Origin of the sequence: Labrenzia sp. R5_0, from assembly GCF_017743835.1 — a bacterium.
Classification (GTDB): Bacteria; Pseudomonadota; Alphaproteobacteria; order Rhizobiales; family Stappiaceae; genus Roseibium; species Roseibium algicola.
This window is the reverse complement of record NZ_JAGHRK010000003.1, coordinates 326,706-348,650: the sequence shown is the minus strand read 5'-3', so window position 1 is coordinate 348,650 and position 21,945 is coordinate 326,706. Positions and strand designations below refer to the sequence as shown.

General features: G+C 59.7%; 20 protein-coding genes. 11 read left to right on the top strand and 9 right to left on the bottom strand.

From position 1 onward, the window contains the following. The 5 genes from J7447_RS16955 to J7447_RS16935 all read right to left on the bottom strand — a co-directional run bounded on the left by J7447_RS16955 (position 1) and on the right by J7447_RS16935 (position 5,159). A complete protein-coding gene (locus J7447_RS16955) occupies positions 1-1,095 on the bottom strand; it encodes an efflux RND transporter periplasmic adaptor subunit (RefSeq protein WP_209170334.1) in 1,095 nt (364 codons plus the stop codon). A gap of 308 nt (positions 1,096-1,403) precedes the next feature. Continuing rightward, positions 1,404-2,291: a DMT family transporter gene (locus tag J7447_RS16950; RefSeq protein WP_209170332.1), complete on the bottom strand. Its 888-nt coding sequence runs from the start codon at positions 2,289-2,291 to the stop codon at positions 1,404-1,406. A gap of 102 nt (positions 2,292-2,393) precedes the next feature. After that, positions 2,394-3,503 (bottom strand): alpha/beta fold hydrolase, encoded by a 1,110-nt coding sequence (locus tag J7447_RS16945; RefSeq protein ID WP_286189220.1) that lies wholly within the window; start codon positions 3,501-3,503, stop codon positions 2,394-2,396. Between the two features lie 117 nt (positions 3,504-3,620). Further along, positions 3,621-4,070 (bottom strand): DoxX family protein, encoded by a 450-nt coding sequence (locus tag J7447_RS16940; protein ID WP_055657103.1) that lies wholly within the window; start codon positions 4,068-4,070, stop codon positions 3,621-3,623. A gap of 228 nt (positions 4,071-4,298) precedes the next feature. After that, a complete protein-coding gene (locus tag J7447_RS16935) occupies positions 4,299-5,159 on the bottom strand; it encodes an alpha/beta hydrolase (protein WP_209170330.1) in 861 nt (286 codons plus the stop codon). 164 nt (positions 5,160-5,323) lie between these two features. Between J7447_RS16935 and J7447_RS16930 the strand changes: the two genes are divergently transcribed. Genes J7447_RS16930 through J7447_RS16920 form a run of 3 tightly spaced genes read left to right on the top strand, consistent with a single transcriptional unit; the run spans position 5,324 to position 8,458 of the window. Then, positions 5,324-5,986 (top strand): response regulator transcription factor, encoded by a 663-nt coding sequence (locus tag J7447_RS16930; protein WP_022999082.1) that lies wholly within the window; start codon positions 5,324-5,326, stop codon positions 5,984-5,986. Then, on the top strand, positions 5,976-6,347 hold the full coding sequence (locus tag J7447_RS16925; RefSeq protein ID WP_022999083.1) for a response regulator: 372 nt from the start codon (positions 5,976-5,978) through the stop codon (positions 6,345-6,347). Before J7447_RS16930 ends, J7447_RS16925 begins: the two co-directional genes overlap by 11 nt. A 14-nt stretch (positions 6,348-6,361) precedes the next feature. Beyond that, the gene (locus J7447_RS16920) at positions 6,362-8,458 is read left to right on the top strand and encodes a PAS domain S-box protein (protein WP_209170328.1); all 2,097 of its coding nucleotides are present in this window, start codon (positions 6,362-6,364) and stop codon (positions 8,456-8,458) included. 48 nt (positions 8,459-8,506) lie between these two features. Here J7447_RS16920 and J7447_RS16915 read toward each other — a convergent pair whose 3' ends face one another. Next, positions 8,507-9,349, bottom strand: coding sequence for an alpha/beta hydrolase (locus J7447_RS16915; protein ID WP_286189368.1), 843 nt, complete (start codon positions 9,347-9,349; stop codon positions 8,507-8,509). A 439-nt stretch (positions 9,350-9,788) separates the two neighbouring features. Between J7447_RS16915 and J7447_RS16910 the strand changes: the two genes are divergently transcribed. From J7447_RS16910 to J7447_RS16895, 4 genes are all read left to right on the top strand, one after another. Further along, positions 9,789-10,502 (top strand): dihydrofolate reductase family protein, encoded by a 714-nt coding sequence (locus J7447_RS16910; RefSeq protein ID WP_209170326.1) that lies wholly within the window; start codon positions 9,789-9,791, stop codon positions 10,500-10,502. Continuing rightward, positions 10,486-11,853: an MFS transporter gene (locus J7447_RS16905; protein WP_209170325.1), complete on the top strand. Its 1,368-nt coding sequence runs from the start codon at positions 10,486-10,488 to the stop codon at positions 11,851-11,853. The genes J7447_RS16910 and J7447_RS16905 overlap by 17 nt, the downstream gene beginning before the upstream one ends. Before the next feature lie 294 nt (positions 11,854-12,147). After that, complete coding sequence (locus tag J7447_RS16900; RefSeq protein WP_152504859.1) at positions 12,148-12,594, top strand: (2Fe-2S)-binding protein; 447 nt, start codon at positions 12,148-12,150, stop codon at positions 12,592-12,594. Between the two features lie 12 nt (positions 12,595-12,606). After that, positions 12,607-14,853, top strand: coding sequence for a xanthine dehydrogenase family protein molybdopterin-binding subunit (locus J7447_RS16895; RefSeq protein WP_209170324.1), 2,247 nt, complete (start codon positions 12,607-12,609; stop codon positions 14,851-14,853). A gap of 163 nt (positions 14,854-15,016) precedes the next feature. On the opposite strand, the gene J7447_RS16890 is transcribed toward J7447_RS16895, so the two are convergent. Both J7447_RS16890 and J7447_RS16885 read right to left on the bottom strand, forming a co-directional pair. Further along, complete coding sequence (locus tag J7447_RS16890) at positions 15,017-15,484, bottom strand: hypothetical protein (protein ID WP_209170323.1); 468 nt, start codon at positions 15,482-15,484, stop codon at positions 15,017-15,019. Positions 15,485-15,598: 114 nt separating this feature from the next. After that, positions 15,599-16,924 (bottom strand): hypothetical protein, encoded by a 1,326-nt coding sequence (locus J7447_RS16885; protein ID WP_209170322.1) that lies wholly within the window; start codon positions 16,922-16,924, stop codon positions 15,599-15,601. A gap of 148 nt (positions 16,925-17,072) precedes the next feature. On the opposite strand from J7447_RS16885, the gene J7447_RS16880 reads away from it, so the two are divergent. The 4 genes from J7447_RS16880 (at position 17,073) to J7447_RS16865 (ending at position 21,454) form a co-directional block, all read left to right on the top strand. After that, entirely contained in the window at positions 17,073-17,783 is a 711-nt protein-coding gene (locus tag J7447_RS16880) for a LuxR family transcriptional regulator (RefSeq protein ID WP_209170321.1), read from the top strand. Between the two features lie 121 nt (positions 17,784-17,904). Continuing rightward, positions 17,905-18,480: a LemA family protein gene (locus J7447_RS16875; protein ID WP_209170320.1), complete on the top strand. Its 576-nt coding sequence runs from the start codon at positions 17,905-17,907 to the stop codon at positions 18,478-18,480. Then, positions 18,477-19,496: a hypothetical protein gene (locus J7447_RS16870; RefSeq protein WP_209170317.1), complete on the top strand. Its 1,020-nt coding sequence runs from the start codon at positions 18,477-18,479 to the stop codon at positions 19,494-19,496. Before J7447_RS16875 ends, J7447_RS16870 begins: the two co-directional genes overlap by 4 nt. Before the next feature lie 11 nt (positions 19,497-19,507). Continuing rightward, a complete protein-coding gene (locus J7447_RS16865) occupies positions 19,508-21,454 on the top strand; it encodes an alpha/beta hydrolase (RefSeq protein ID WP_353653798.1) in 1,947 nt (648 codons plus the stop codon). Between the two features lie 43 nt (positions 21,455-21,497). On the opposite strand, the gene J7447_RS16860 is transcribed toward J7447_RS16865, so the two are convergent. Beyond that, positions 21,498-21,890 (bottom strand): hypothetical protein, encoded by a 393-nt coding sequence (locus J7447_RS16860; protein ID WP_022999097.1) that lies wholly within the window; start codon positions 21,888-21,890, stop codon positions 21,498-21,500. Positions 21,891-21,945: the final 55 nt, after the last annotated feature.

The following is a 21,945-nucleotide window of genomic DNA, read 5'->3' as shown; positions in this document are numbered from 1 at the left end:
CTAGCTCGGGATATCGCACGGTTCTGCGGCACTGCAGTCTGATACCGTGCCGCGTTCGGCGGCCTTTTCTGCAGCCGCCTTTGCCGGAGCGGCCGAGACGGGCTGACCGGGCATCGCACGATCGAGGCCGTCGACGATCACCTGATCGCCCGATTTCAGTCCCTGGGTGACGAGCCAACGGTTGCCGACGGAACGACTTGTCAGGATAGGCTGTGCGGCCGCCTTGCCGTCCCTAACTGTCATCACGCTCGCCTGGCCCAGCGTGTCCCACTGGACGGCCCTTTGCGGAACGAGCACCGCCTGGTGAGCAACGCCTTCCGTCACACGGACGCGGACATAGGTGCCTGGCAACAGTTTGCCCTGCGGATTTTCGAACTCGGCACGGAGCAGAACCTGACCCGTGGTTTCATCGACCACGGCGGATGAAAACAGCAGTCGGCCCGGATGTTCATAGGTGCTGCCGTCGTCAAGGATCAGCTCGATGGCATTGCTGCTTTCAACCGGCTGCATGTCGCCAGAATCGATTTCGCGGCGGACCCTGGACAATTCCGCGAGCGGCGCGATGAAGTCCACATAGAGTGAACTGATATCCCGCACGATCGCCATTTGCGTTCCGTCCTCCTGGCGAACCAGAGCGCCTTCGGACACCAGCGCAGCGCCAATATGACCGTCAATTGGTGAGCGGACCGAGGCATAGCTGAGTTCAAGTTCCGCGGTCTGGAGATTGGCCTTGGCAACGGCAACTTCCGCCTGGGCCTGCTTGCGGTCCGCCAGCGCAACATCGTGCTGTTCCGTGCTGGCGACATTTCGCGCGAGCAGACGCTTCACCCGGTCTGCCCGCTGGTTCGCCAGGCTGAGCGCTGCTTCCGCCCGCGAAAGCTGCGCCTTTGCGGAAGCCACGGCGGCCGCGAATTTGGCCGGGTCGATTTCGAACAGCACGTCGCCCTTGTGGACGTCGCTACCCTGTTCGAATTGCCGTTCCAGTACGATGCCGGAAACCCGCGCCCTGACTTCGGCCAGACGAATGGGCACCAGTCGACCCGGATAATCTTTCTTGAGCGGCATGTCCTCGCCGGCCACCGTGATCGTCTTCACGGCCGGCGGCGGGAAACTGGCATGCGAAGTTTCTTCGGAAGGACTGCAGCCACTGAGTATTATCAGAACCGCAAGGAGCGGGAGTAAGTCGGGAAAGAGCCTGACGTGCATTGGTTATCCGGTAATGAGTACGAGGTACCGGCGGCAGGTTTGGGCACGCCGATGAGCCTGTAGACGCAGACCCGGACGCCTTCTTAAGACCTCAACCTAAGTTGAGGTCAAGGACAAATTTCGGCTTCTTCAAATCGGTCACTTTCCGCGTGCCACATCACCTTGCAAAGGCTGGACTTCGCCAAGTTCCGGGTCACTCATCGATTGACAAGTACGATCCCGGCGACGACGAATGCCGCTCCTGCAAGAAGTGAAAAAGTCAGCTGCTCCCCTAGCAGGAGCACTGCCAGGATGCTGCCGAAGATCGGCATCAGGTGGACAAATTGCCCGCCGCGTTCCGGGCCGATGATGCCAATGCCGTAGGACCAGAGCAGAAACCCGATCGCCGACGCAAAAACCGCAATATAGGCGACAGCCAGCAGCGACTCTTCGGTGAACTCAGGCCGTTCCACCCCGCGCACGAGGAGGAAAGCCGCCATCACGCAAAGCGCCACCAGAATGCTTGCCACCAGCGTCACGCTCTGCGGCACGGCGGACGGCTTGTGGCGCAGCAACAGCGTATACCAGGCCCAGATCAAAATCGCGCCGAGCATCCAGACCTTGCCGGTATCGACCTGAAGAACGGACACGCCGACGTTCCCGCCAGCCAGGACCAGAACCAAGGCACCCAGCAGCGACACAAGCAGGCCCGCGATCTGGAACAAGGTCGGCCGGAACCCGCTCCAGATCATTCCACCGGCAACAGTCGCGACCGGAGCCAGAGCCAGGATCAGGAGACAGTTCACCGCGGCAGTCTGCGAGAGCGCCTGGTAGACCATCGTGTGAAACGCGGCGATGCCGGTGATCCCAAGCAATGCGACCACGCGCCATGAGGCAACAAGCTCCCGGCGATAGGAGACCAGGCCTCGCAACGTGAAAGGCAGCATCATCGCCAGGCAAAGGCCCCATCGGATCGTGTTGAGTTCCAGCGGCGTGATCTCACCGCGGATCGCACGCCCGGCGATAAAGTTTCCCGACCAGAACAGGGTCGCAAAAACGAGCGCGGCAATTGCCGCCGTGGTGTCTTTTTGGATTGCTTGTCTCATCTTTCGGTCATCCTTCGGCTTGATCTGTGGAGATCAGACGCCAAAACCGACCGGCGCACATGAGATCGATGTCCCGCTGCGCTTGATAAAGTGACGTATTGCCTAGGGTGTTTGTCCCGTCTGTGCCGACAGAACGCGCACGATCAACTCGGAACGGGTGTGCACCCCAACCTTGTCGAAGAGCGAAGAGACCTGATTTCTCACGGTCTTTTCGCTCTTGTCCAGAAGCTCCGCAATTTCCGAATTGCTCAGCCCTTTCGCTACCAAAGTCAGCACCTGTTCCTCCGCGGTGGTGAGACCGAAGTCCGTGTCGGATACCGCCAGGTCGGCGCTGGTTCCGAGGAAATCCTGCAAGGAAGAAAGAAGAACGTTCCACGCAGGTTCCGTGTCCAGCAATACGTGATTGTTGCTGTCCAGGGGCACGAATTTGGCATCGGGGATGGTCATGGCAAGCTCGCGTCCCTGAGCGAAGGGAACGCGTGCGTCGCCATTTGCATGCAGCACCAGCGTCGGCACTTTCAATTGCGCAGCCAGATTCAGGACGTCGATACGATGAAGCGTTTCCATCGTGCGGGCTGCAATGTCTGCAGATGCGGTGTCTTGTTCAAGAGACCGCCACCATTTGTGCTGCGCAAGCGTTCCGTCCGGAATGAAGAGATGCGTAAAAACCTGATTGAAAGCAGTATCGTCCCTGCCCCACCCCAGCCGCATCAGGTTGGTCAGCGTGGCCGCTTCCAGTCTTGCCCTGTCGCTGGTGTCGCGAGCCAACAGTCCGCGCGCGTAACCGCCGATCAAGACCAGTCGTTCCACCTTGTCCGGATGGCGAAGCGCGTAAGCGATGGAAAGCGCGGCACCTTGAGACATGCCGAGCAGGGTAAAGGGTTCGTCGATTGCTTCGGTCACGGCTTCCAGGTCCGACAGCCAGGCCTCGAAGCTGATCTCGGAGATGTTTCGCGAAGAAAGACCACAGCCGCGAAGGTCGTATCGCACGAGACGTCCGTAGCCAGTCAACTCGGCAAGCCAGTGTTGCCAGACGGGACTGTCAAGATCGCGGGAGATATGGGTCAGCCAGTGCGCGGCTCGAACGATGGTCGGCCCACGCCCTGACGAGGCGCAGGCAATGCGCGCACCATCTTTGGCGGTGACAAAGAAGATGTCTTGTTTTGGAACTCCACGCCGCATCATGGGCAGGAGTATGACATCTCTTCGCATGGGGGCACAGTATTGCCTTGGCGCGATTGCTGTTCATTTTGCACCCGGCACAAACGCGCACGGCCTCCGGGATGGGCGGAGGCCGTGAAGCGTTTTTCAGTTTTTACAGGGACGCGATTACTGCAGTCGAGTTCCGATCCGGGCATCGACGCTAAAGCGTCCGGCGCCATAGGCTACGATCTGCAACAGTCCACCGGCGATCGATATGTTCTTGAAGAAGTGGATGAACTGGTTCTGATCACCGAGCTGATTGTGGAAGGCCAGAGCTGCTGCCACAGTAAAGAGTGCCATGACTGCGGCAACGAGACGGGTCTGATAACCCGCGATCAGAGCAAGACTGCCGATGATTTCAACCGCAACTGCGCCGATATAGGCGAGCGTTGCGAAGGGCAGGCCTGCCGCATCGATCCAGGCGATGGTAGCTTCTGCAGACCCAAGTTTGGAAATGCCGGAAAGCAGAAACAAAGGGGCGATCAGCAGGCGTGCGGCCAGCGGCACGGCGCCGTCCAGACTGCGGGTGAGTGCGGAGCCGCCTTCAGGTGCGGCCGATACATCGAGATTTGCCATTTTCAGTACTCCTGTTTTGCCGGACCTTTCCTTATTCGTCCGGGCCTGGTTAAAAGATATCGTCTACTTTTATGATTATAAGTCATCAAAATCGGATCACATTGTAATCTAATATTGAACAATCCAATCCGACCTGCCGTAAGCGGCGGGAAGAGATCTGTGCGCCCGGGAGATTCAGCGACGGCAATTTCGAACCGAAATCTGCCGGCGCCGAAGTTTCAACCTTCATCAGGCGTTGCGGACAAAACTGGCGATGATGTCCGCCGTCAGTTCAGGATGCTGATGCTGGGGCCCATGGCCTGCGCTGGGGTAAGTCACCAGTGTGACTGTCGGCAGGACCCCGTTCAGCGCGTACCAGTTCTCGACCGGGAAGATGATGTCGTGATCTCCGCCGATATGCAGGATCGGCACGCTGGTCGTCTTCAGCGTCTCCATCACCGGCGGAGCGGGGAAAGCCGGATTGGCCGGACCACCGGCAATGCGAGCCCGCGCAAAATCTATCGGAACTGCCGGGCTGGTATCGCCCTCACGCGCTTCGATGCGTGCCTGGGACCGGCTTGCGGCCGCGCGGCTTGAAGCCGATTTCGGTTCGAAGAAAAGGGCAACCACGTCTTCGAAGTCGTTCACGTCCTTGCCGGCAAGGTCGTAAAAAAGCTGCTCTGCCGGTTTCACCAGATCGCCGGGAGGTGTGGAGCCCAAGAGCACAAGGTGGCTGATCTCCTGCGGATAAAGCGTCAGCGCCACCTGGACCGCCATGCCGCCGATCGACCAACCGAGCAGGATCACGTCCTTCAGGCCCAGCGCCTGGATAAGATCACGCGGATCTGCGGCCATCTCCAGGGGATTGTAACTGGGTGTGCCGGTGGACAGGCCAAGGCCGGAATAGTCGAAGGTGATGACACGAAAGCCTTTTTCGGCAAGCCCGTTCAGGAAGGCCGGATCCCAGAGATCCAGAGTGCCGCGAAAGCGCGTTGCCAGCAGGATCGGCTTGCCTTTGCCGATGGACCTGTAAGCCAGAGTTCTGCCACCGGTTTCGATGAATTGGGTCGGTGCCGTCAGGGCATCATTTTCTGCAATCTTGTCGAGCATGTCCGTCTCCTCTGCTCCTTGCCGAATAGCGCCGGATCGCTTGCCTTTCCGGCTGATGGCTAGAAGGTGAGCCAAGACGGGTCCCGGAACCATTATCTGCCGGGATGCTGCACTCATACTGGCGTATGATTGAACGGACTGCAGGCCCATGCGAGGACTTGGCCATGACTGACAATCCGATTGTTCACATCATCGACGATGACACCTCGCTACGCGAAGCCCTGGTCCGGCTGTTCCGGTCAGTTGGTCTTGAGGCGAGGCCTTATGTGTCCGTCGCGGCTTTTCTTGAGGCCGGCAACAACGACACTCCGGGGTGTCTTTTGCTCGATGTGCGCCTGCCCGGCATGAGCGGTCTCGACTTTCAACGCCAACTGGAGGATCTCGGGATCCGTATGCCGGCCATTATGATGACCGGCCACGGAGATATCCCGATGTCCGTCAGCGCGATGAAGGCGGGTGCAGTCGACTTTTTGCCGAAGCCTTTCCGCGACCAGGACCTTCTGGATGCGGTGGCAATTGCAATCGAACGCGACAGCCGCAATCGGACCGACAATCGGGAAAAAGACCAGTTGCAGGCTCTGTACGAAAGCCTGACTCGGCGCGAACGTCAGGTGATGACGCGTGTCTGCGCCGGACGCCTCAACAAGCAGGTCGCAGCGGATCTCGACCTCAGCGAAATCACAGTAAAGATCCACCGTGGAACGATGATGAAAAAAATGAGAGCCAGAACCCTGGCCGACCTTGTGCGCATGGCCCAGATCCTCGGTCTGAAAGACCCTCATGTGGATGCCTCCGGATTGGCGAGGCTCGACAGTCATGACCTCTGAGGCAGCCTGCGTGGCGGTCATCGATGACGATGAATCGCTGCGCAACGCCATTTCGTCGCTGCTGCGTTCAGTGGGAATGCGCGTTTCAACCTTTGCCACCGCCGACCTTTTCCTGAACCGCGCGGTGCTTGGCGACACCGATCTGATCATTACAGACATTCACATGCCGGGCATGTCCGGCATCGAGTTGAAAGACCGGCTCGACGATCTGGACTGCCAGGTCCCCGTGATCATGATCACCGCCAAGACCGAGCAGAATCTGCTTGACCGGGCGGAGGCCTCGGGAGCCTACTCGGTATTCCGGAAACCCTTCGATACCGACGACTTACTCAACACGATCGAGCAGGCCCTTGCCGACTGAACGGGAGATGCCGCATGCTGGAAGGACCTATCCCTCTTTCTGAATTGCAGCGCCCTGACGCAGCAGCAACCGCCCTTCTGGACCATGCCCCGCAAAGCGTCGTCCTGTGCGACGGAAACTGGCGCATCGCCTACTGGAACCGGGCGAGCGAAACGCTCTATGGCTGGACATCGGCTCAAGTACTCGGACAGGAGCTGAACACGCTGCTGCAAAGTCGGCATCCCCAACCAGTCCAGGCCCTGCAGCAGACTTTCGCAACGCACCGGGCCTGGGACGGTGATCTGGAACGCGCCACCGCCTCCGGCAACACTCTCACCGTCGAAACGACATGGGCGATGGTGCCAGCGGCAGACGGGCAGTCCGAGTGGATCATCGAATACGGACGCGACATCACCGCGTTGAGTGATGCGGAAATCTCCGTCCGCACACTCACCCACCAGTATACGAACGTGTTCCAGGCCATGGCCGCCTCGTTCTGGGAACTGGACTTCACCGAAGTCCGCCAGATGATCGGCGGCCTGCTGCAATCCGGCGTCACCGATTTCGCGGCCTATTTTCAAAACCATCCCGAGTTTATCGACGAGGCCATTGCCCGCACGACGATCCTGGATGTCAACGATGCGACCGTGCGGCTGTTCGGGGGCAAGGACCGGGACGGCATGATCGGCCGGAACATCTCGCCATTCTGGCCGCAGGAAAGCCGGACCATCTATGCCCGATCCTTGCTGGCCGCCCTGCGGCGTGACCCCAACCTGCAGACTGAAACCCGGCTGTCGACGCTCGACGGGCAGCTGATCGATGCGCTCTTCACCGTGTGTTGGCCGGAGGGCCATCATGGTCGTGGCTCGGTTCTGGTCGGTGTCATTGACCTTACCGACCGCGTCAAGGCGGAAGAGGAACTGAGACAGTCGGAACTGCGTTTTCGCGATCTTTTCCAGGCCATGTCCACGGCCTTGTTCCAGCTCGACACTGCGGGCTTGCTTGGCTTCTATGACGACTTGCATGCCCGAGGCATTACCGACATGGGCGCTCATCTTGACGACCATCCGGAGGATCTCAGGCGCGCCATGGACGGTTGCCTCATCGTTGAGGTCAATGCAGCCGCTCTCAAGATACTTGGCGCGGAAACGGCAGAGGACCTCGTAGGCCAGACAGTATCCCGCTTCTGGCCTGCGTCCGGTGAAGAGGCCTTCCGGGCCGTGCTTCAACACAGCTTCGCCTCGGCAACCCCGTTCGAAGTCCGCGCCCGGAACTGCCGCCTCGACGGAAGCGAGTTCGACACGATGTTTCTGGTCAATGCCTCGCCGATCCTGCGGGCAAGGAAGATGACGCTTGTCGGGCTCGTCGACATCACGGATGAAGTCGAGGCAAAGTCCGCCTTGCAAAAGCTTCAGGCCGAATTCGCGCATGCTTCCCGGCTTTCGGTGCTCGGGGAACTGGCAGCCTCCATCGCCCATGAGGTCAACCAGCCGCTGGCGGCAATCGCCGCAAACGGGTCAGCAGCTGGCCGCTGGCTGAAGCGGCCCGACCCCGATCTTGAGGAACTGATGGCCATCAACGAGGCGATGGTCTGCGATGCTAGGCGCGCGGCCGACATCGTGTCCCGGATCCGCTCCATGGCCACCAAGCGGGAGACTCAGCAGTTCGCAGCACCGGTCAATCGGATCATCGAGGAGGCTCTGGTTTTTCTTTCCCACGAGCTGCAAGCCCACGGCACAAATACACGAACCGCGCTGAAGGACGGCCTGCCAGATGTCCTCGTCGACCGGGTGCAGATCCAGCAGGTGGTGGTCAATCTCATTCTCAACGCCGTCCAGGAACTTGCTCGCAAGAACATTCCCTTCCCGCTGATCGAAGTCACGACCTCGCAGGTGGACAACAGGGTTGTCATCCGCGTGGAAGATACGGGTGCCGGCATTCCGGCGGAGATGCGCGAGCGAATATTCGAAAGCTTCTACACCACCAAACAGACCGGACTTGGCATCGGCCTGTCCATCTGCCGCAATATCGTGGAAGGTCATGGCGGCAGGATCCTGGCGGACGGTTCACCGCTCGGCGGGGCACGGTTCCAGGTGGAGCTGCCCGTTGCCTCTGCAACGGTGCAAACATGATCGGGAGGACGCTGCCGTCCTCCCGTTTATCTGGCTGAAACCAAGTCCTCACGCCGGCTGGACGAAGAACTCCAGAAGATCGGGATTGACGATGTCCGGATGGGTCGTTGCAAGGCCGTGCGGCAACCCCTCATAGACCTTCAGCGTGCCCTTCGGCAGCAGCTTGATGCTTTCCAGCGCCGAGGCCCCGATCGGGACGATCTGGTCGTCGTCGCCGTGCATGACCAGAACCGGAATATCGATTTTTTTCAGGTCTTCCGTGAAGTCGGTCTGGGAAAACGCCTTGATGCAGTCGTAATGAGCCTTTGCTCCCCCCATCATGCCCTGGCGCCACCAATTGTCGACGATGCCCTTGCTGACAACGGCACCCGGCCGGTTGAAACCGTAAAACGGGCCTGCCGGAATATCGTGGAAGAACTGCGAACGGTTGGCCAGAAAGGTTTCCCGGAAACCGTCGAACACTTCCAGCGGCAGACCGCCCGGGTTGGCCGCCGTCTTGACCATCAGCGGCGGCACAGCGCCAAGCAGCACGGCCTTTGAAGCACGGGCAGTGCCGTGACGGCCGAGGTAGCGGGCCACCTCGCCACCGCCGGTGCTGTGGCCGACGTGGATGACGTTTTGCAGGTCCAACGCTTCCACCAGCGACTTTACGTCATCGGCGTAAGTGTCCATCTCGTTGCCGTCGAAGGTCTGGGTCGAACGGCCGTGGCCGCGCCGGTCGTGCGCCAGCACCCGGTACCCCTTCGCCAGAAAGAACATCATCTGGGCGTCCCAGTCATCGGCAGAAAGCGGCCAGCCATGGTGAAACAGGATCGGCTGGGCGTTTTTCGGACCCCAATCCTTGTAAAAGATTTCGGTGCCGTCTGCGGTGGTAACGAATTGCGCGGTCATCTGGCTTGTTCCCCTGATTTCTTCCGCCGTGGCGGGGGTCGGTTGCATAACGATGGATACGGCCCCGCCGATCGCGGGGGCCGATGCCAGTCCTTCAAGAACGAAGCGTCGCGTGACAGATTTCATGGACATGTTGTTCCCCGTAGCTGATGCAGGCGGTGCCTGCGGTGACGTCATCAGCCTGCGGGAAAGGGCACCGTGGAACCATTGTACGGCAGGTCTTACCGCTCATACATCGGTATGGTTGCATTGAGCCCCGTGTTTGATTGAAGCTGGTGTTGAGCCAATTTCGTCAACGAAAGCCGGCTTGTTTCATGAGTCCTTCTCATCAGTGCAAGCTGGGCTCAGGGCATATTTTCCATCCGGTCTGCGGGGTAATGTGTCAGCTCCAAATTCGACTTGCCTCCCAAGTGCCTTGAAACCGGAAGCAACGCATCAAATGCAACGACCTTTCATCATCTGCCACATGATCACCTCTCTCGACGGCCGCCTCCTTCCCGGTCGCTGGCCGGCCAGCGAGGAAGAAGTCATGACAGCCTATGAAAGCGCTGCCGAACGTCTGGACAGTGACGGCTGGATTGTCGGTCGGCGCACAATGGAAGATTTCATTGCCTCAGCTGAACCCTGCATCTCTACAGGTCCGGTTCCGCGTCCGGATCTCATAGCCGGCTCTTCTGGAAACAAGGTCGCAATCTGCTTTGACCGCTCCGGGCGTCTACGCCCCGAAACCGGAGACCTCGACGGCGATCATCTCGTGATCGTGCTCTCGGAAAGAGTTGCGGATGACCATGTCCAGGATCTGTACGCCCGCGGCATTTCCGTTTTCTTTGCCGGTGCGGAGGGAACCGACCTGTCCGGTGCGCTGACAAGGATTTCGGAAGCCTTCGATTGCCGGCGTCTGTTGCTGGAAGGCGGCGGTACTTTCAACGGCGCGTTTCTGGCAGCCGACATGATCGATGAAACCAGCACACTCGTCTTCCCTGTTATTGATGGACAGAGCGGCATTCCATCCATTTACGAGCATACGCAACCGTGTGATGCCCGCAGGCTCGAACTCATCTCCTCCAGCACATTCGACGACGGAACCATCTGGATCCGCCACAAGGTGATCCGGGACACGTCCCATCGAGACCGGAATGACAGTGACATCTGAATCTCATCCCCCTGCCGGGGCCCTGATCATCATAGCCTTCGCGACGTTCCTTGCACTCGTCGTCTTCACCGCGCCGCTGACAACGCTGGAAGCGATGACACGTGAACTGCACCTGTCGTCGGCCGGTCAGGCGTGGGTCATGGGCGGCATGCCACTGGGTGCGGCCTGCGGCCTGCTGACCGCAGGGGCCCTCGGCGATACATTCGGCCGGCGAATGACGTTCACCGGCGGATTGTGGCTCACGGTTCTGTCGTCGGTTGCCGCAGCGCTTGCCACCAGCGGCCTGTTTTTAATCCTCATGCGCATCGTACAGGGCCTTGGAAGTGCCGGCATCATGGCCTGTGGCCTCGGATTGCTCGGACAGATCTACCAGGGCGAAGCTCGCCGGCACGCAGCGGCGATCTGGGCGGCGGCACTTGGCGGCGGTGTGGCCGCAGGTCCGATCATCGCATCACTCCTGCTCGGGGTTTCGGGCTGGGCCGCGATACACTGGCTGATAGCGGTGACCTCGGCCCTGCTCGCCCTCGCGGCCCGGGCACGCCTTCCGGAAAGCCAACCCAGCGGTCAGAAGGTCGATCTGGCGGGAAGCGTCGTTCTGATGGCCGGGCTCGGATGCCTTCTTTCGGCATTGACCGAGGCGCGGGTCGGGTCCGCGATGACGGTCGTAACCCTTTCGGCTTCCGGTCTTCTACTCATCGCGATTTTCGTGGCGATCGAAAAACGGGTCAGAAATCCGATCCTGACACTGGATCTTTTCGGCGATGCCAATTTCGTGGGAGCCACAATTGCGGCCTTCGCCTCGGGCGCAGGTGTGCTTGCCCTTATGTCCATGGTTCCGACTGTTCTGGTCCGCGGCCTTGGAATGGAACCGCTGTTTGCTGCCGTTGTTCTTGTCGCCTGGTCCGGGGTCACCGTTATCGCCGCTCTTGCGGCACGCCTGCTGCCGGACCGGTTCACTTCTAGACAAAGGGTTATCTGGGCCATTCTCGGTTGTGCACTTGCCCAGTTCCTGATGATTGCCGCTGATGCCGATACGACCTGGGCAGCCGTTCTTCCCGGTCTGTTCATCGCCGGGCTGGCCAATGGCGTCCTGAACGCTTCCCTGGGCCACGAAGCTGTGCAGACGGTCCCCCCAGAACGCAGTGCCATGGGGTCCGCCGCCAACAACACGGCCCGCTACCTCGGTTCGGCCATCGGCATTGCACTTGTCTCCCTTCTGATTGCAGAACCGACGGTCGAGGGCTTTTTTGCCGGCTGGCATGGGGCGGTCATTGTCAGCACCGTCAGCAGCCTGATCGGCGTTGCAGCCATGCTGTTCGTCAGTCGTCGTGCTACCCGACCGACAGTGTGACGCCGGCGGCAGAAGCGCCCTCGACATCGCTCAATGACCAGACCTTGCCTGCTTTGTCAGTGGGCTGTCGCTGTGTGCAGGCCAGGGACATCCACTTGGTTCGCCCGGTTCGTTTCATGAGGCCAGATCATAACTCGTTTCAAGAGACGCGCCTTAATCCCCCGGCCTGATGACTTCATATTACCCGTGACGCGCCGGGCATGACGCTGCCTGAAGCGATACGGACGCAAGTATGTTGCCGCGTTGCGCAATCAGCCGTCGGCACGCCTTCATGAAAGCTCGAGGAGAGGCACCATGGAACTGAACATCAATGGATCCCGGCACGAGGTTGACGTTGAACCCGACACCCCGTTGCTGTGGGTATTGCGGGACACGCTTGGAATGACCGGCACCAAATACGGATGTGGCCTTGCTCAATGCGGAGCCTGCACGGTGCTTGTCGACGGTTACGCGACCCGTACCTGTGTCACCCCGGTAGAAAGTGTCGCCGGTTCCGAGATCACGACCATCGAAGCAATTGAACAAGATCCGATCGGCAGGAAAGTGGTCGACGCCTGGGTGGAAAACCAGGTGCCGCAATGCGGCTATTGCCAGTCTGGCCAGGTCATGGCTGCCACGTCCCTTCTCAAGGAAAACGCCAGCCCATCGGAAGACGACATTGCCGCAGCAATGACCAATCTGTGCCGATGCGGCACTTACAATGCGATTTCGAAAGCCGTGCGTCAGGCTGCTGAAGCTTAAGGAGGCGCTCCCATGAAAATTGATGAAAATTCCGGTTTCACGCGCGCCGATATAAACACAGCGCGCCCGCTGAACGTCTCACGCCGTGGCTTTCTCGCCGGTTCGATTAGCGCGCTGGTTCTGACCGTATCTCTTCCTGCTGGAACCGGGCGGGCGATTGCGCAGGCCGGCCAGACCACGCCGGGTACCCGGATCGATGCCTTCCTGGAAATTCTGGCCGACAGCACGGTGAAATTCCGCAGCGCTTTTGTGGAAGGCGGGCAAGGTATCTACACCGCCATGGCCCAGATTGTCGGTGAGGAACTGGATGTCGAGCCGGGCAACTTTCAAGTTGAAACGGCGCCCCCGGGACCCGACTACCTGCTGATCGGCGGGCAAATTCGCTTTACCGGCGGCAGCATGTCCGTGCGCATGAGCTATGACGCCATGCGCAAGCTTGGTGCGACTGCCCGTCAGATGCTGCTGCAAGCCGCTTCTGGGCGCCTTGGCGTGCCGATTGAAACCCTCACGACCGAGCCCGGGAAAGTGGTTCATCCGGCCTCCGGGCAATCGATCCCCTATGGAGACCTTGCGACAGCTGCGGCGGACCTTCCGGTGCCGGAAACTGTCGAATTGCGGTCGAAGGATGAATTCCGCTGGATCGGAAAGCCGCACGACAGGCTGGACGTTCTCGACAAATCCACGGGACAGGCGCAATACGCGATCGATCTTTCGGTCGATGGCATGCTCTACGGTGCGGTACAACATGCACCGCGTCTTGGCCAGCAACCTGGCGCATTCGCCAATGAGGCAGACGTCGCGGCGATGCCCGGTGTGCATTCCCTTCACAAATTGCCCGGTGCCGTTGCGGTTCTGGCCGACAGCTGGTGGCGCGCCCGGATGGCCGTTGAGAAGCTGGAAGTCGAGTGGGCAGAAGCTCCCGCAGGTACCACTCGCGCCATGCCGGACACCTTCTCCTCCGAAGCGCACAAGGAGATGCTCAAGGCGACAGCTGGTCAAGGGATCGCGTTTGAAGCCGAAGGCGATGCCGATGCCGCGCTAGCATCCTCCGCCAAGGTGATCGAAGCCACCTATGACGCCCCCTATCTGGCGCACGGTCAGCTTGAGCCGCCCTCTGCACTTGTGCGCTGGAATGACGACGGCACGCTGGAAATGTGGGTCCCGAACCAGGCTCCCGAGATGTTCCAGGCCGATGCCGCGAAGGTGGCCGGGATATCTGCGGACAAGGTCATTGTTCATTCCCCGATGCTCGGGGGCTTCTTCGGCCGTCATTTCCTCTATCAGACGGCAAATCCCTATCCGCAGGCGATCCTGCTGTCCAAGGCGGCAGGCCGCCCGGTAAAACTCCTTTGGAGCCGCGAGGAAGAATTCCTGCGCGATGCTCTTCGGCCAATTGGCACGGTGCGGTTCAGGGCTGCGATCGGCCCGGATGGCCATCCCCTGGCTTTCGATGCGGTTGCCGTCGGCGAAGGCCCTACCGGACGCTGGTACGGTCGTCAGCCGGACAAGGTCGACAGCTCATCGGTCGAGGGAATTGCCGGCAAGCCCTACGCGATCGCAAACAAGCGCGTGGGTCAGATCCATGTCGATGATCCGGCCATTATCGGGTTCTGGCGTTCCGTCGGTCATTCGATGAATGATTTCTTCTATGAGTCCTTTTTCGACGAAATGGCTGATGCCGGCGAGCAGGATCCCTTTGAACTGCGTCTCAAGTTGCTGGACCACAGCCCACGCCACAAGACACTGTTGCAGACGGTTGGTGACTTGTCCGGGGGTTGGAAAAGAGGGCCCTTTGAGGCGGAAGACGGAACGCGGCGCGCCCGCGGTGTTGCCATGGCCTCTCCTTTCGGCAGCGAGGTGGCAACGATTGCAGAAGTCTCTCTGGATGGCGGCGAAGTGGTCGTTCACGATGTCTGGGTTGCGATCGATCCGGGCAGCATCGTCAATCCAGCGATTATCGAAGCCCAGGTAAACTCCGCCGTGGCACTCGGTCTTTCTTCCGCATTACTGGAAGAGGTCGTTTACACCGATGGTATGCCCGAAGCCCGCAATTACGACATGTATCCGATCCTGCCTCCTGAGCGCATGCCGCGCGTTCATGTCCGTATCGTGGAGAGCGGTGCGCCGATGGGAGGTGTCGGTGAACCCGGGCTTCCAGGCGTGCCGCCGGCAGTCGCAAATGCCGTAGCTGTTCTCACCGGCGAACGGATCCGGAGCCTGCCGCTTTCCAGGTTTGATTTTTCGGGAGCAGACGGATGATCAGCAAGATTATTGCAGCCATCGGCATTTCGCTGATGATTTATGGTGCTCCCTGCGCTTTTGCGCAGGGAGGTGACCTTTCGGGACAACAAGCGCTCCTTGAAAAACAGGACCTTGGCCTTCAAGCTGGCAGGAGCTGATTGCTGCGAACCATGAACGCTCGTCAGCACCCTTCAGACGACGCCTTGAAGGACAATGTGCTGGTTCTCGCCTTGCCGCTTTTCCCGACATATTTGACCTTCGCCCGCATGAAGGCGGGGTAATCGGCGCCAATCGTCTTGGTCGAGAACCCGTAACTGTTCGTCACGGTGACCGCTCCATTGATCCGGCTTGAATAGAATTCTCCCGTCGCTGTGTTCAGGCTCAGTTTCTCCATGCGCGTGAAGCACTTGCGCCCCTCCGGGCAAACCTGCGTATGAACCCCGCACCGGTTTTGCTTGTAGTCGTTGAAGAAGTAGACGGACTTCACCGGCCCCTTGGAACCGGTCTTGATGAAGCAACCAACAGGATGGTTGAACGGACAGGCCTGTGGTTGACCTGTCACTCCCTCATTGGAGCGCGACTGTGCTGTCGCAATTTCTGCCGGCAGACCCAGCAGAAGGCCAGCTGCAAGAGCGTAGGCGTATTTCATCAGATTGTCTCCTTTGAGCCGAAACTCGGCAAGGAGTAGGCGATCCTTGCAGACCGCAAATGTCCCATATGGGAGAGCTTGAGCGGAAATCGCAGTTACTTAGGCGGCGAAGCATCAAGCTCTCGCGTCTCTTCCAGCAACCTTTCGAGGCGCCAGGGACTGGCCCGGGGCAAAGCGTGACACTGTCTCATACAGCAACCAGGACAGAAGACAGCCGACCAACGCCGCGGAATTCAGGTCCACCGTTGTCAGCAGCACGGTGACCGCGATCCCGACGTTCAGGGACACGATTGCCGCCGGCGCGCTCACACGCCGGCCGCGAACCGACGCCCAGACAACCGGCAAGAACACCGCCAGCGAACTGAAGGCGGAAATGATCGAATTCAGGACATCCGCGAACAAGGCCGCTGAAAGACCGAGCAACGTGAACAGCGCGGCAACGATCAGCTGCAATCTCCCCAGCGACAGCTCTGTCCGCTCCAGACCGGCCATCAGCGGCATCACGAACGTGTCCATCGTCGACATCACCACGGCGATGAGCATCAGGTCGACAAGCCATGTCCAGGTCTGCGGCACCGACGTGTGCAGGATCTGCATCACGTCCCCGCCAGGCATGCTGTGCAGCCCGAGCCAGACGATAATGAGGTATCCCGCGAGGCATATCGGGGCACCGAGCAGGAATGCGCGCCGGGCGACCGACGGCTCCCGAGCGGTCGCCATCCGCTGCCAGTTGTCGACGGCCAGAACAGCGCTTGCCGGTATGAACAGCCAGATGCCGATCAGGATCGGAAAGCGGTAGGGACCGAGGTCGAAAAACACGAGCTCCCGCGTAGGCGCTTCCATGTTCCACATCCCGAGGATCGCAATGCCGACGAGAATGACCACGGCCTGCGGAATGTCGGTTTCCGTTGCCACCCTGTAGCCGCCAATCGCCGTATAGGCCCCTGCAACGAATGTTGCGAGCACGATTGCCGCAAGAGGGGGAATTGGAAAGACGGCCGTCAGGATAACGGCCAGGGCAATCAATTGTACCGAGGCCCGCAGAAGAAAGACAAAGGCAACCGGCACCCATATCAGGATCGGGTGCCGCACCTTGTGGGTGACCACGATGAGGTCGATCAGCCCCCTCACCCCGTATTTTTGCGACAACCTGTGGACACCCGGAGCGACAAGGGCACACATCATCAGCCCGGTGCCATAGGCCAGCGCGAGCGACAGGCCGATGACCGGGCTTGCCGCGGAAAACAGCACCAGGGCAACGAATGTACCGATGCCGATATTGCCGCAGATGATACCGGCAACGGTAGCCAGCAAACCCGTGCGACCCGAGTTGAAAATGTAGTCGGCTCGCGTCCCCTTGCGGCTGCGCCAGAAGGCGTAAACCAGCGGTCCCAACAGAAGCGTTCCAAGGACGATTGTCTGTGATCCCGTGCCTGTCACGCCAGAAGCAGCCCCTCGAAAACGTGTTCCGTCCGACGGGCCCTGGTCAGGTAAAAATCCCCGTGAACTCTAACCGTTGTCCGATGTAACCCGGCACCCTATGATCTCCAATATATGGAAAACCATAGTTTATGCTTGGACAGACGCAGTGCCGCCCAGTTTGATCGAGAAATTGCCTGAAGGAATTTCTTCCAACAGTGCCTGGACAGCCAGTGCGCAATTCTTCGAATCCTTTGGCTTCGACAAGCTCATTTACATCGACCGCACGATGGCGGGTCTCTCGATGTTCACCACCTTTCCGGAAAGCTGGACCTCTCATTACCGCGCCGCCGCCTATGAGCGGATCGACCCCTTCTTTGCCTACTGCTGCACCTCGACTACTCCTATGGGGACAGGCATCGACTATCTTTCGGACTATCCGTATCTGTGCGCCGCCCAGCGCCAACTCATTCAGGAAGCTGGAGAAACCGGCATGCGTGCCGGCATGTCCTGTATCGTGCGGCAAGCGAGCCCTGGTGGAGCTGGTGGCTGGAACCTCGGATCAAGCCTGCCGCGCCACGAAATCGAGAAGATATTTTCAGAACATGCCGACCTGCTCCGCCTGACAGCCTTCTTTGCGCACCAGCGCCTGCAGGCCGCGTTGGAAAACGAGCACAGGGACATCGCGCTGAGCCCGAGGGAAAAGGAATGCCTCCTTTGGGTCGCGCAAGGCCTGCGCAGCAAGCAGATTGCAGACAAGCTCGGCCTCCGGCCGGTTACCGTCGAACTTCATCTCAAGAACGCCCGCACAAAACTTCGCGCCGCGACCCGCGAACAGGCAATTGCCATCGCGCTGCTCAACGGGCTGATTTCCCCTTAGTCAGGAATGTGGGAAAGGTGTCCTGTGCCTTTCACGTATTCAAGCTCCCTTAAATGGGAGAGGGCGCGTACCACCCCAACTGTTCTGTTGTCTTCCGGACATGGGTTTTCCGGAGACATGCATGACGACGCTTTTCATCCTACTGATCATGAGCCTTGGCGGGTTCGTCTACCTGCAGAACCGCCTTGCAGCGGCCAGAAATGCCGTTGCGAACGGGCGTTCGGGCATTCAGGTTCAACTCAAGCGGCGGCATGACCTTGTTCCCGGGCTGGTGAGTGCGGTCCGCTCCGCCATCCGTCAGGAAAACCATGTCTTCGACCGTCTTCTGGACGTGCGGAAGAAGGCGATTGCGGTCCGGCAGGGCAGCCTGGAAGATATCGAACGGGCCGAAGGCGACCTGACTGCGGGGCTGAGCACTTTCCTTGGCTATACGGAACATCATCCTGATGTGACTTCGACGGAAAACATCCTTCAACTGCAAAAACAGCTGGAGGAAACCGAGGACCAGATCAGTGCGGCACGTCGGCTCTATAACGGCAATGTGGATCGCTACAACACGCTGCTGGATGCCATCCCTTCGTGTTGGGTCGGCTCGCTCCTTGGCTTCGAGCGGGCAGCGTTTTTCGCACTCGATGCAGACCAGTTGAAATCCGCTGAAGCCGTACCGCCAATCGACCTGACAAGAGCGCCGTCATGAGTGGGCGCGTCACGCACTGGGACCCGATCAAGGGTGAAATCTCCGTTGAGACTCCCGACGTCTCCGACATCCGATCAGGTGTTGTTCTGCCTGCTCCGGTCCGGCGCATGCTGCCGATAGGGGCGATCCTTGCCCTTTTGTGGACCATGGTGCAGGGCTTCTGGACGGACGGCTTTCCGTTTGTGCCTGTTGCGGTCACGACCGTGATGTTCGCGCTCATGTTTCTGGCGGGGGAGCTTGAAAACAGGGACGGCCGACAGCTGAAGCGCCGGGTCGAACTCGCACGCAGGAAAGGCTGGAGCTACACCGGCAAGCTCATGGAGCGCGTGCGCGAATTCGGCACCGTCATGACATCGGACGGCGCGGATCGCCGAACGCACCTGGTCAAATCCGAAAGAGCGCTTGCCGTGGAAGACCGCGTCCCCGAACTGACCAGGCTTCAGGTCGGATCCTTTGTCGGTGCCCAATTCGATGGCGAATTCTGGGGCACAAGCAGCAACGACGGATTGCCGTTCTGGGTCGCAATCGGTGCCATGGAAATGGAAGCCGGCCTTGCGGCGAATCCTGCCCTGAGGCGTGACGCCCGTGGCGGCAGAGGGGGCTTCGGCGTGTTCTACTCCCTCCTGGGTGCTTATAAACTTGGCCGCAAGACAGGCGTCCGGGCCGCAGTGCGACCGGAGAACCTCTTCCACAAGGGCCCTCTGGATCGGGACATCAAGACGGAATCCATCGCCTTCAACGAGGCATTCCATGTTTCCTGTTCAAACGATGCCGGAGCGGATGCGGACCTTGCCGTTCTCAGCATCCTGACACCCGCTACTCAGACCACCCTGCTCGATCTGCTTGAGCGGTATCATACCGTCGGCTTCGTGATTGACGACGATGTCCTGTTCTTTCTGGCGCAGGACAAGCTTGTCGGTGCCAACGCGCATCCGGACCGGGTCGATGCACATCTCGCCGACCTGCTGACCGAGTTCGAGGCTGCAAAGTTCTCTCTCAAGAATACCGTCGAATAGGGGCACTCGGCATGAAACGCCGCTTATGCAGCCAGACCCTATGGATTTTCATAGATTTGCAACGGCGGCTTTCTGCTGCAGTCTCGCGGCGGGCGTCTGCAAGGGGACTTTTGACACATTGGGCAGATGTGGTTCTGAGACGAGATCTGCGCATGGAAGCAAAATACCTACCGAGACCTGACGGGCCTTCTCTTTATTACCGTCATTGGCCCGTCAACGTGACGCGCCGTCTCTATTCGGGAAAAAGAACCGTTTTCCTGGGCCACAGCCAACCAACGCATTCAGGAATGCTGCAGCCACTCGCGGCCGGGTTCCGCGCCTCCGGCTGGGACGTCCACTCCGGTGATATCCGGGGACACGGCAAGAGTTTCGACAAGACCTCGGTTGCCGGGCATCTGGATCCGCGAGACGGCTGGAAATCCGCTGTAGAAGACATGCGGCACCTGCTGGAGAGAAGCTTTGAGGACACGCCCTGGCAGGACCGGTTGATCGTCGTTCCCAATATCACCGCCCTGCTGACGCTGGAAGTCATGAAGACCTGGCCGGACCTTGCCCGGCACATCGTGTTCATCTCGCCGCCGCCCAACCAGAAGACGCTGGCCCTTTTCGGCAAGACTTTTGCCGAGGTTCGAATCCGCCTGAAAGGGGCGGATACCCCCGACGAACAGACCCTGCACCATCTCTATTCCTTCCTTGGCGCACACCTGAAGGATCGCAGGCACCTTGCCGATGTCATGAGTACGGATCACCGCGTCATTCAGCAGGTCCTGGAAGACCCGCATGGTTGGCCGACACCGACACCCGCATATTGGAAGCAGATTTTCGAAGGCATGCTCAGTGCGTGGTCGTGGCCGCGTGACGCTCAGATGAAACCGGGCACGCGGTGCCTTGTCGTCTTCGGCGGCGAAGATGCAATGCTCCGCGACGGCGGTTTCCTGCCACCCATCGAGCGCTTCCTGTCGCGGATTGGCATTGAGGACGTTGCCTCCGAACGTGTCGACGGAGCCCGGTCGGCGCTGTTTCTGGAAGAGGACAAATTCTCGATCAGCGGACGGATCCTGGACTGGGTCCAGAAGAACAGACGCCCTGAGGCCGATATCAGGGAAGTCGGCGTGGAAGAGCTTGCCTCGGACATCCTCAACCGGATCAGCGAAACCGGCGCACGGCAGCTGGAGCCGGATGAACTTGTCGAGCTCTGTTACAACGCCATCGACGACGACAGCCGATGGACGGAAATCATCTACCGGATGATCCATGAGGCAGAACTCTCCGGGAACGTCAACGAGGAGGAACTGCACGAGCGCATCAGCCGGCTGATGCCGCACTGGGAACGGGCGTTCAACCTGAACAAGCAGGTCATGATGAGCGCGACGCTCGGCGTTCTTCTGGAAAGCGTGATCGAGCGGCTGCAGATCGGTGTTGCCCTGCTGGACAGGCAAAACGACCTCCTGCATTGCAACGGCGCCTTCGAAACTTCGCTCTCGGGCCTGTTGCCGCAGGACGACGATTGTCAAATTCAAGAAACCGCGAAGGCGCGGGTAAAGTCGCTGCTGGCAGAAAACGAAGCGGCAGTCATTTCTCGCCAGAACGGGGAAAGACTGATTGTCCATGAGGGCAAGCCTGTCGGCTTTCAGTTTTTTCCTGCCGCCCTCAAACAGACCAGCCTTCAGAGGCACGGGCCTGCCAGCTTGTTGTTGTTGAGGGTGCAGACCGGCGAAGACACCTCCGAAACCCGAAAGACCCTGATCGAACTGGCCTATGGCCTGACCGGCAAGGAAGCGGAGATTGCCCTCGAGATCGCCGAAGGACGATCGCTGGACCAGATTGCAGACAACCAGGGAATTCTGGTCAGCACGGCACGCGGGCATCTTAAAAAGAGTTTCCAGAAGATCGGCGTGCACAGTCAGTCGGAGCTTGTGGCCCGGCTGATGGCCGGGCCTGTCGGCTGGTTGAAATAGACCGTCCGCACGCATTCCATTCGGGAAGTTTTCGTACCGCCTGTCACCTGCCAGCAGCGTAGACGGAACATCCCTGCTTCAAGGCGGCGCGACGGTCGCTCTGGCACTCGCAGGAAGGGGTGATCCCCGTGCCGGTGAGGCAGGAAACGCCTTTGACGTAGCAACCCTGGGCGCGAACCACCACCCTGTGGTTAAACCGGGTGCCATCGAACTTGGGATAGCCTTTTGTCACCCGGGCCATGGAAACGGCAAACCGGCGTCCATGGCTGTTCCTCATCTTGCCTTGCCAGTTTACCCAGGCTCTTGCCTCGGCACCTGCCCGGGTCTTGTGACCCTTGCTGAAAGCGCTCTCCGCCTGGATCGTGCAGATCGTCTTGGCCTGCGCCGAAAAGGTTGGCAGCAGGAAACTCGTCCCCAATGCCAGAAAAAGTATCATCCAAATCTTCCGCATTTTCAGTCTCCGGTCTTGTTGGCGAGACATGTCGATGACG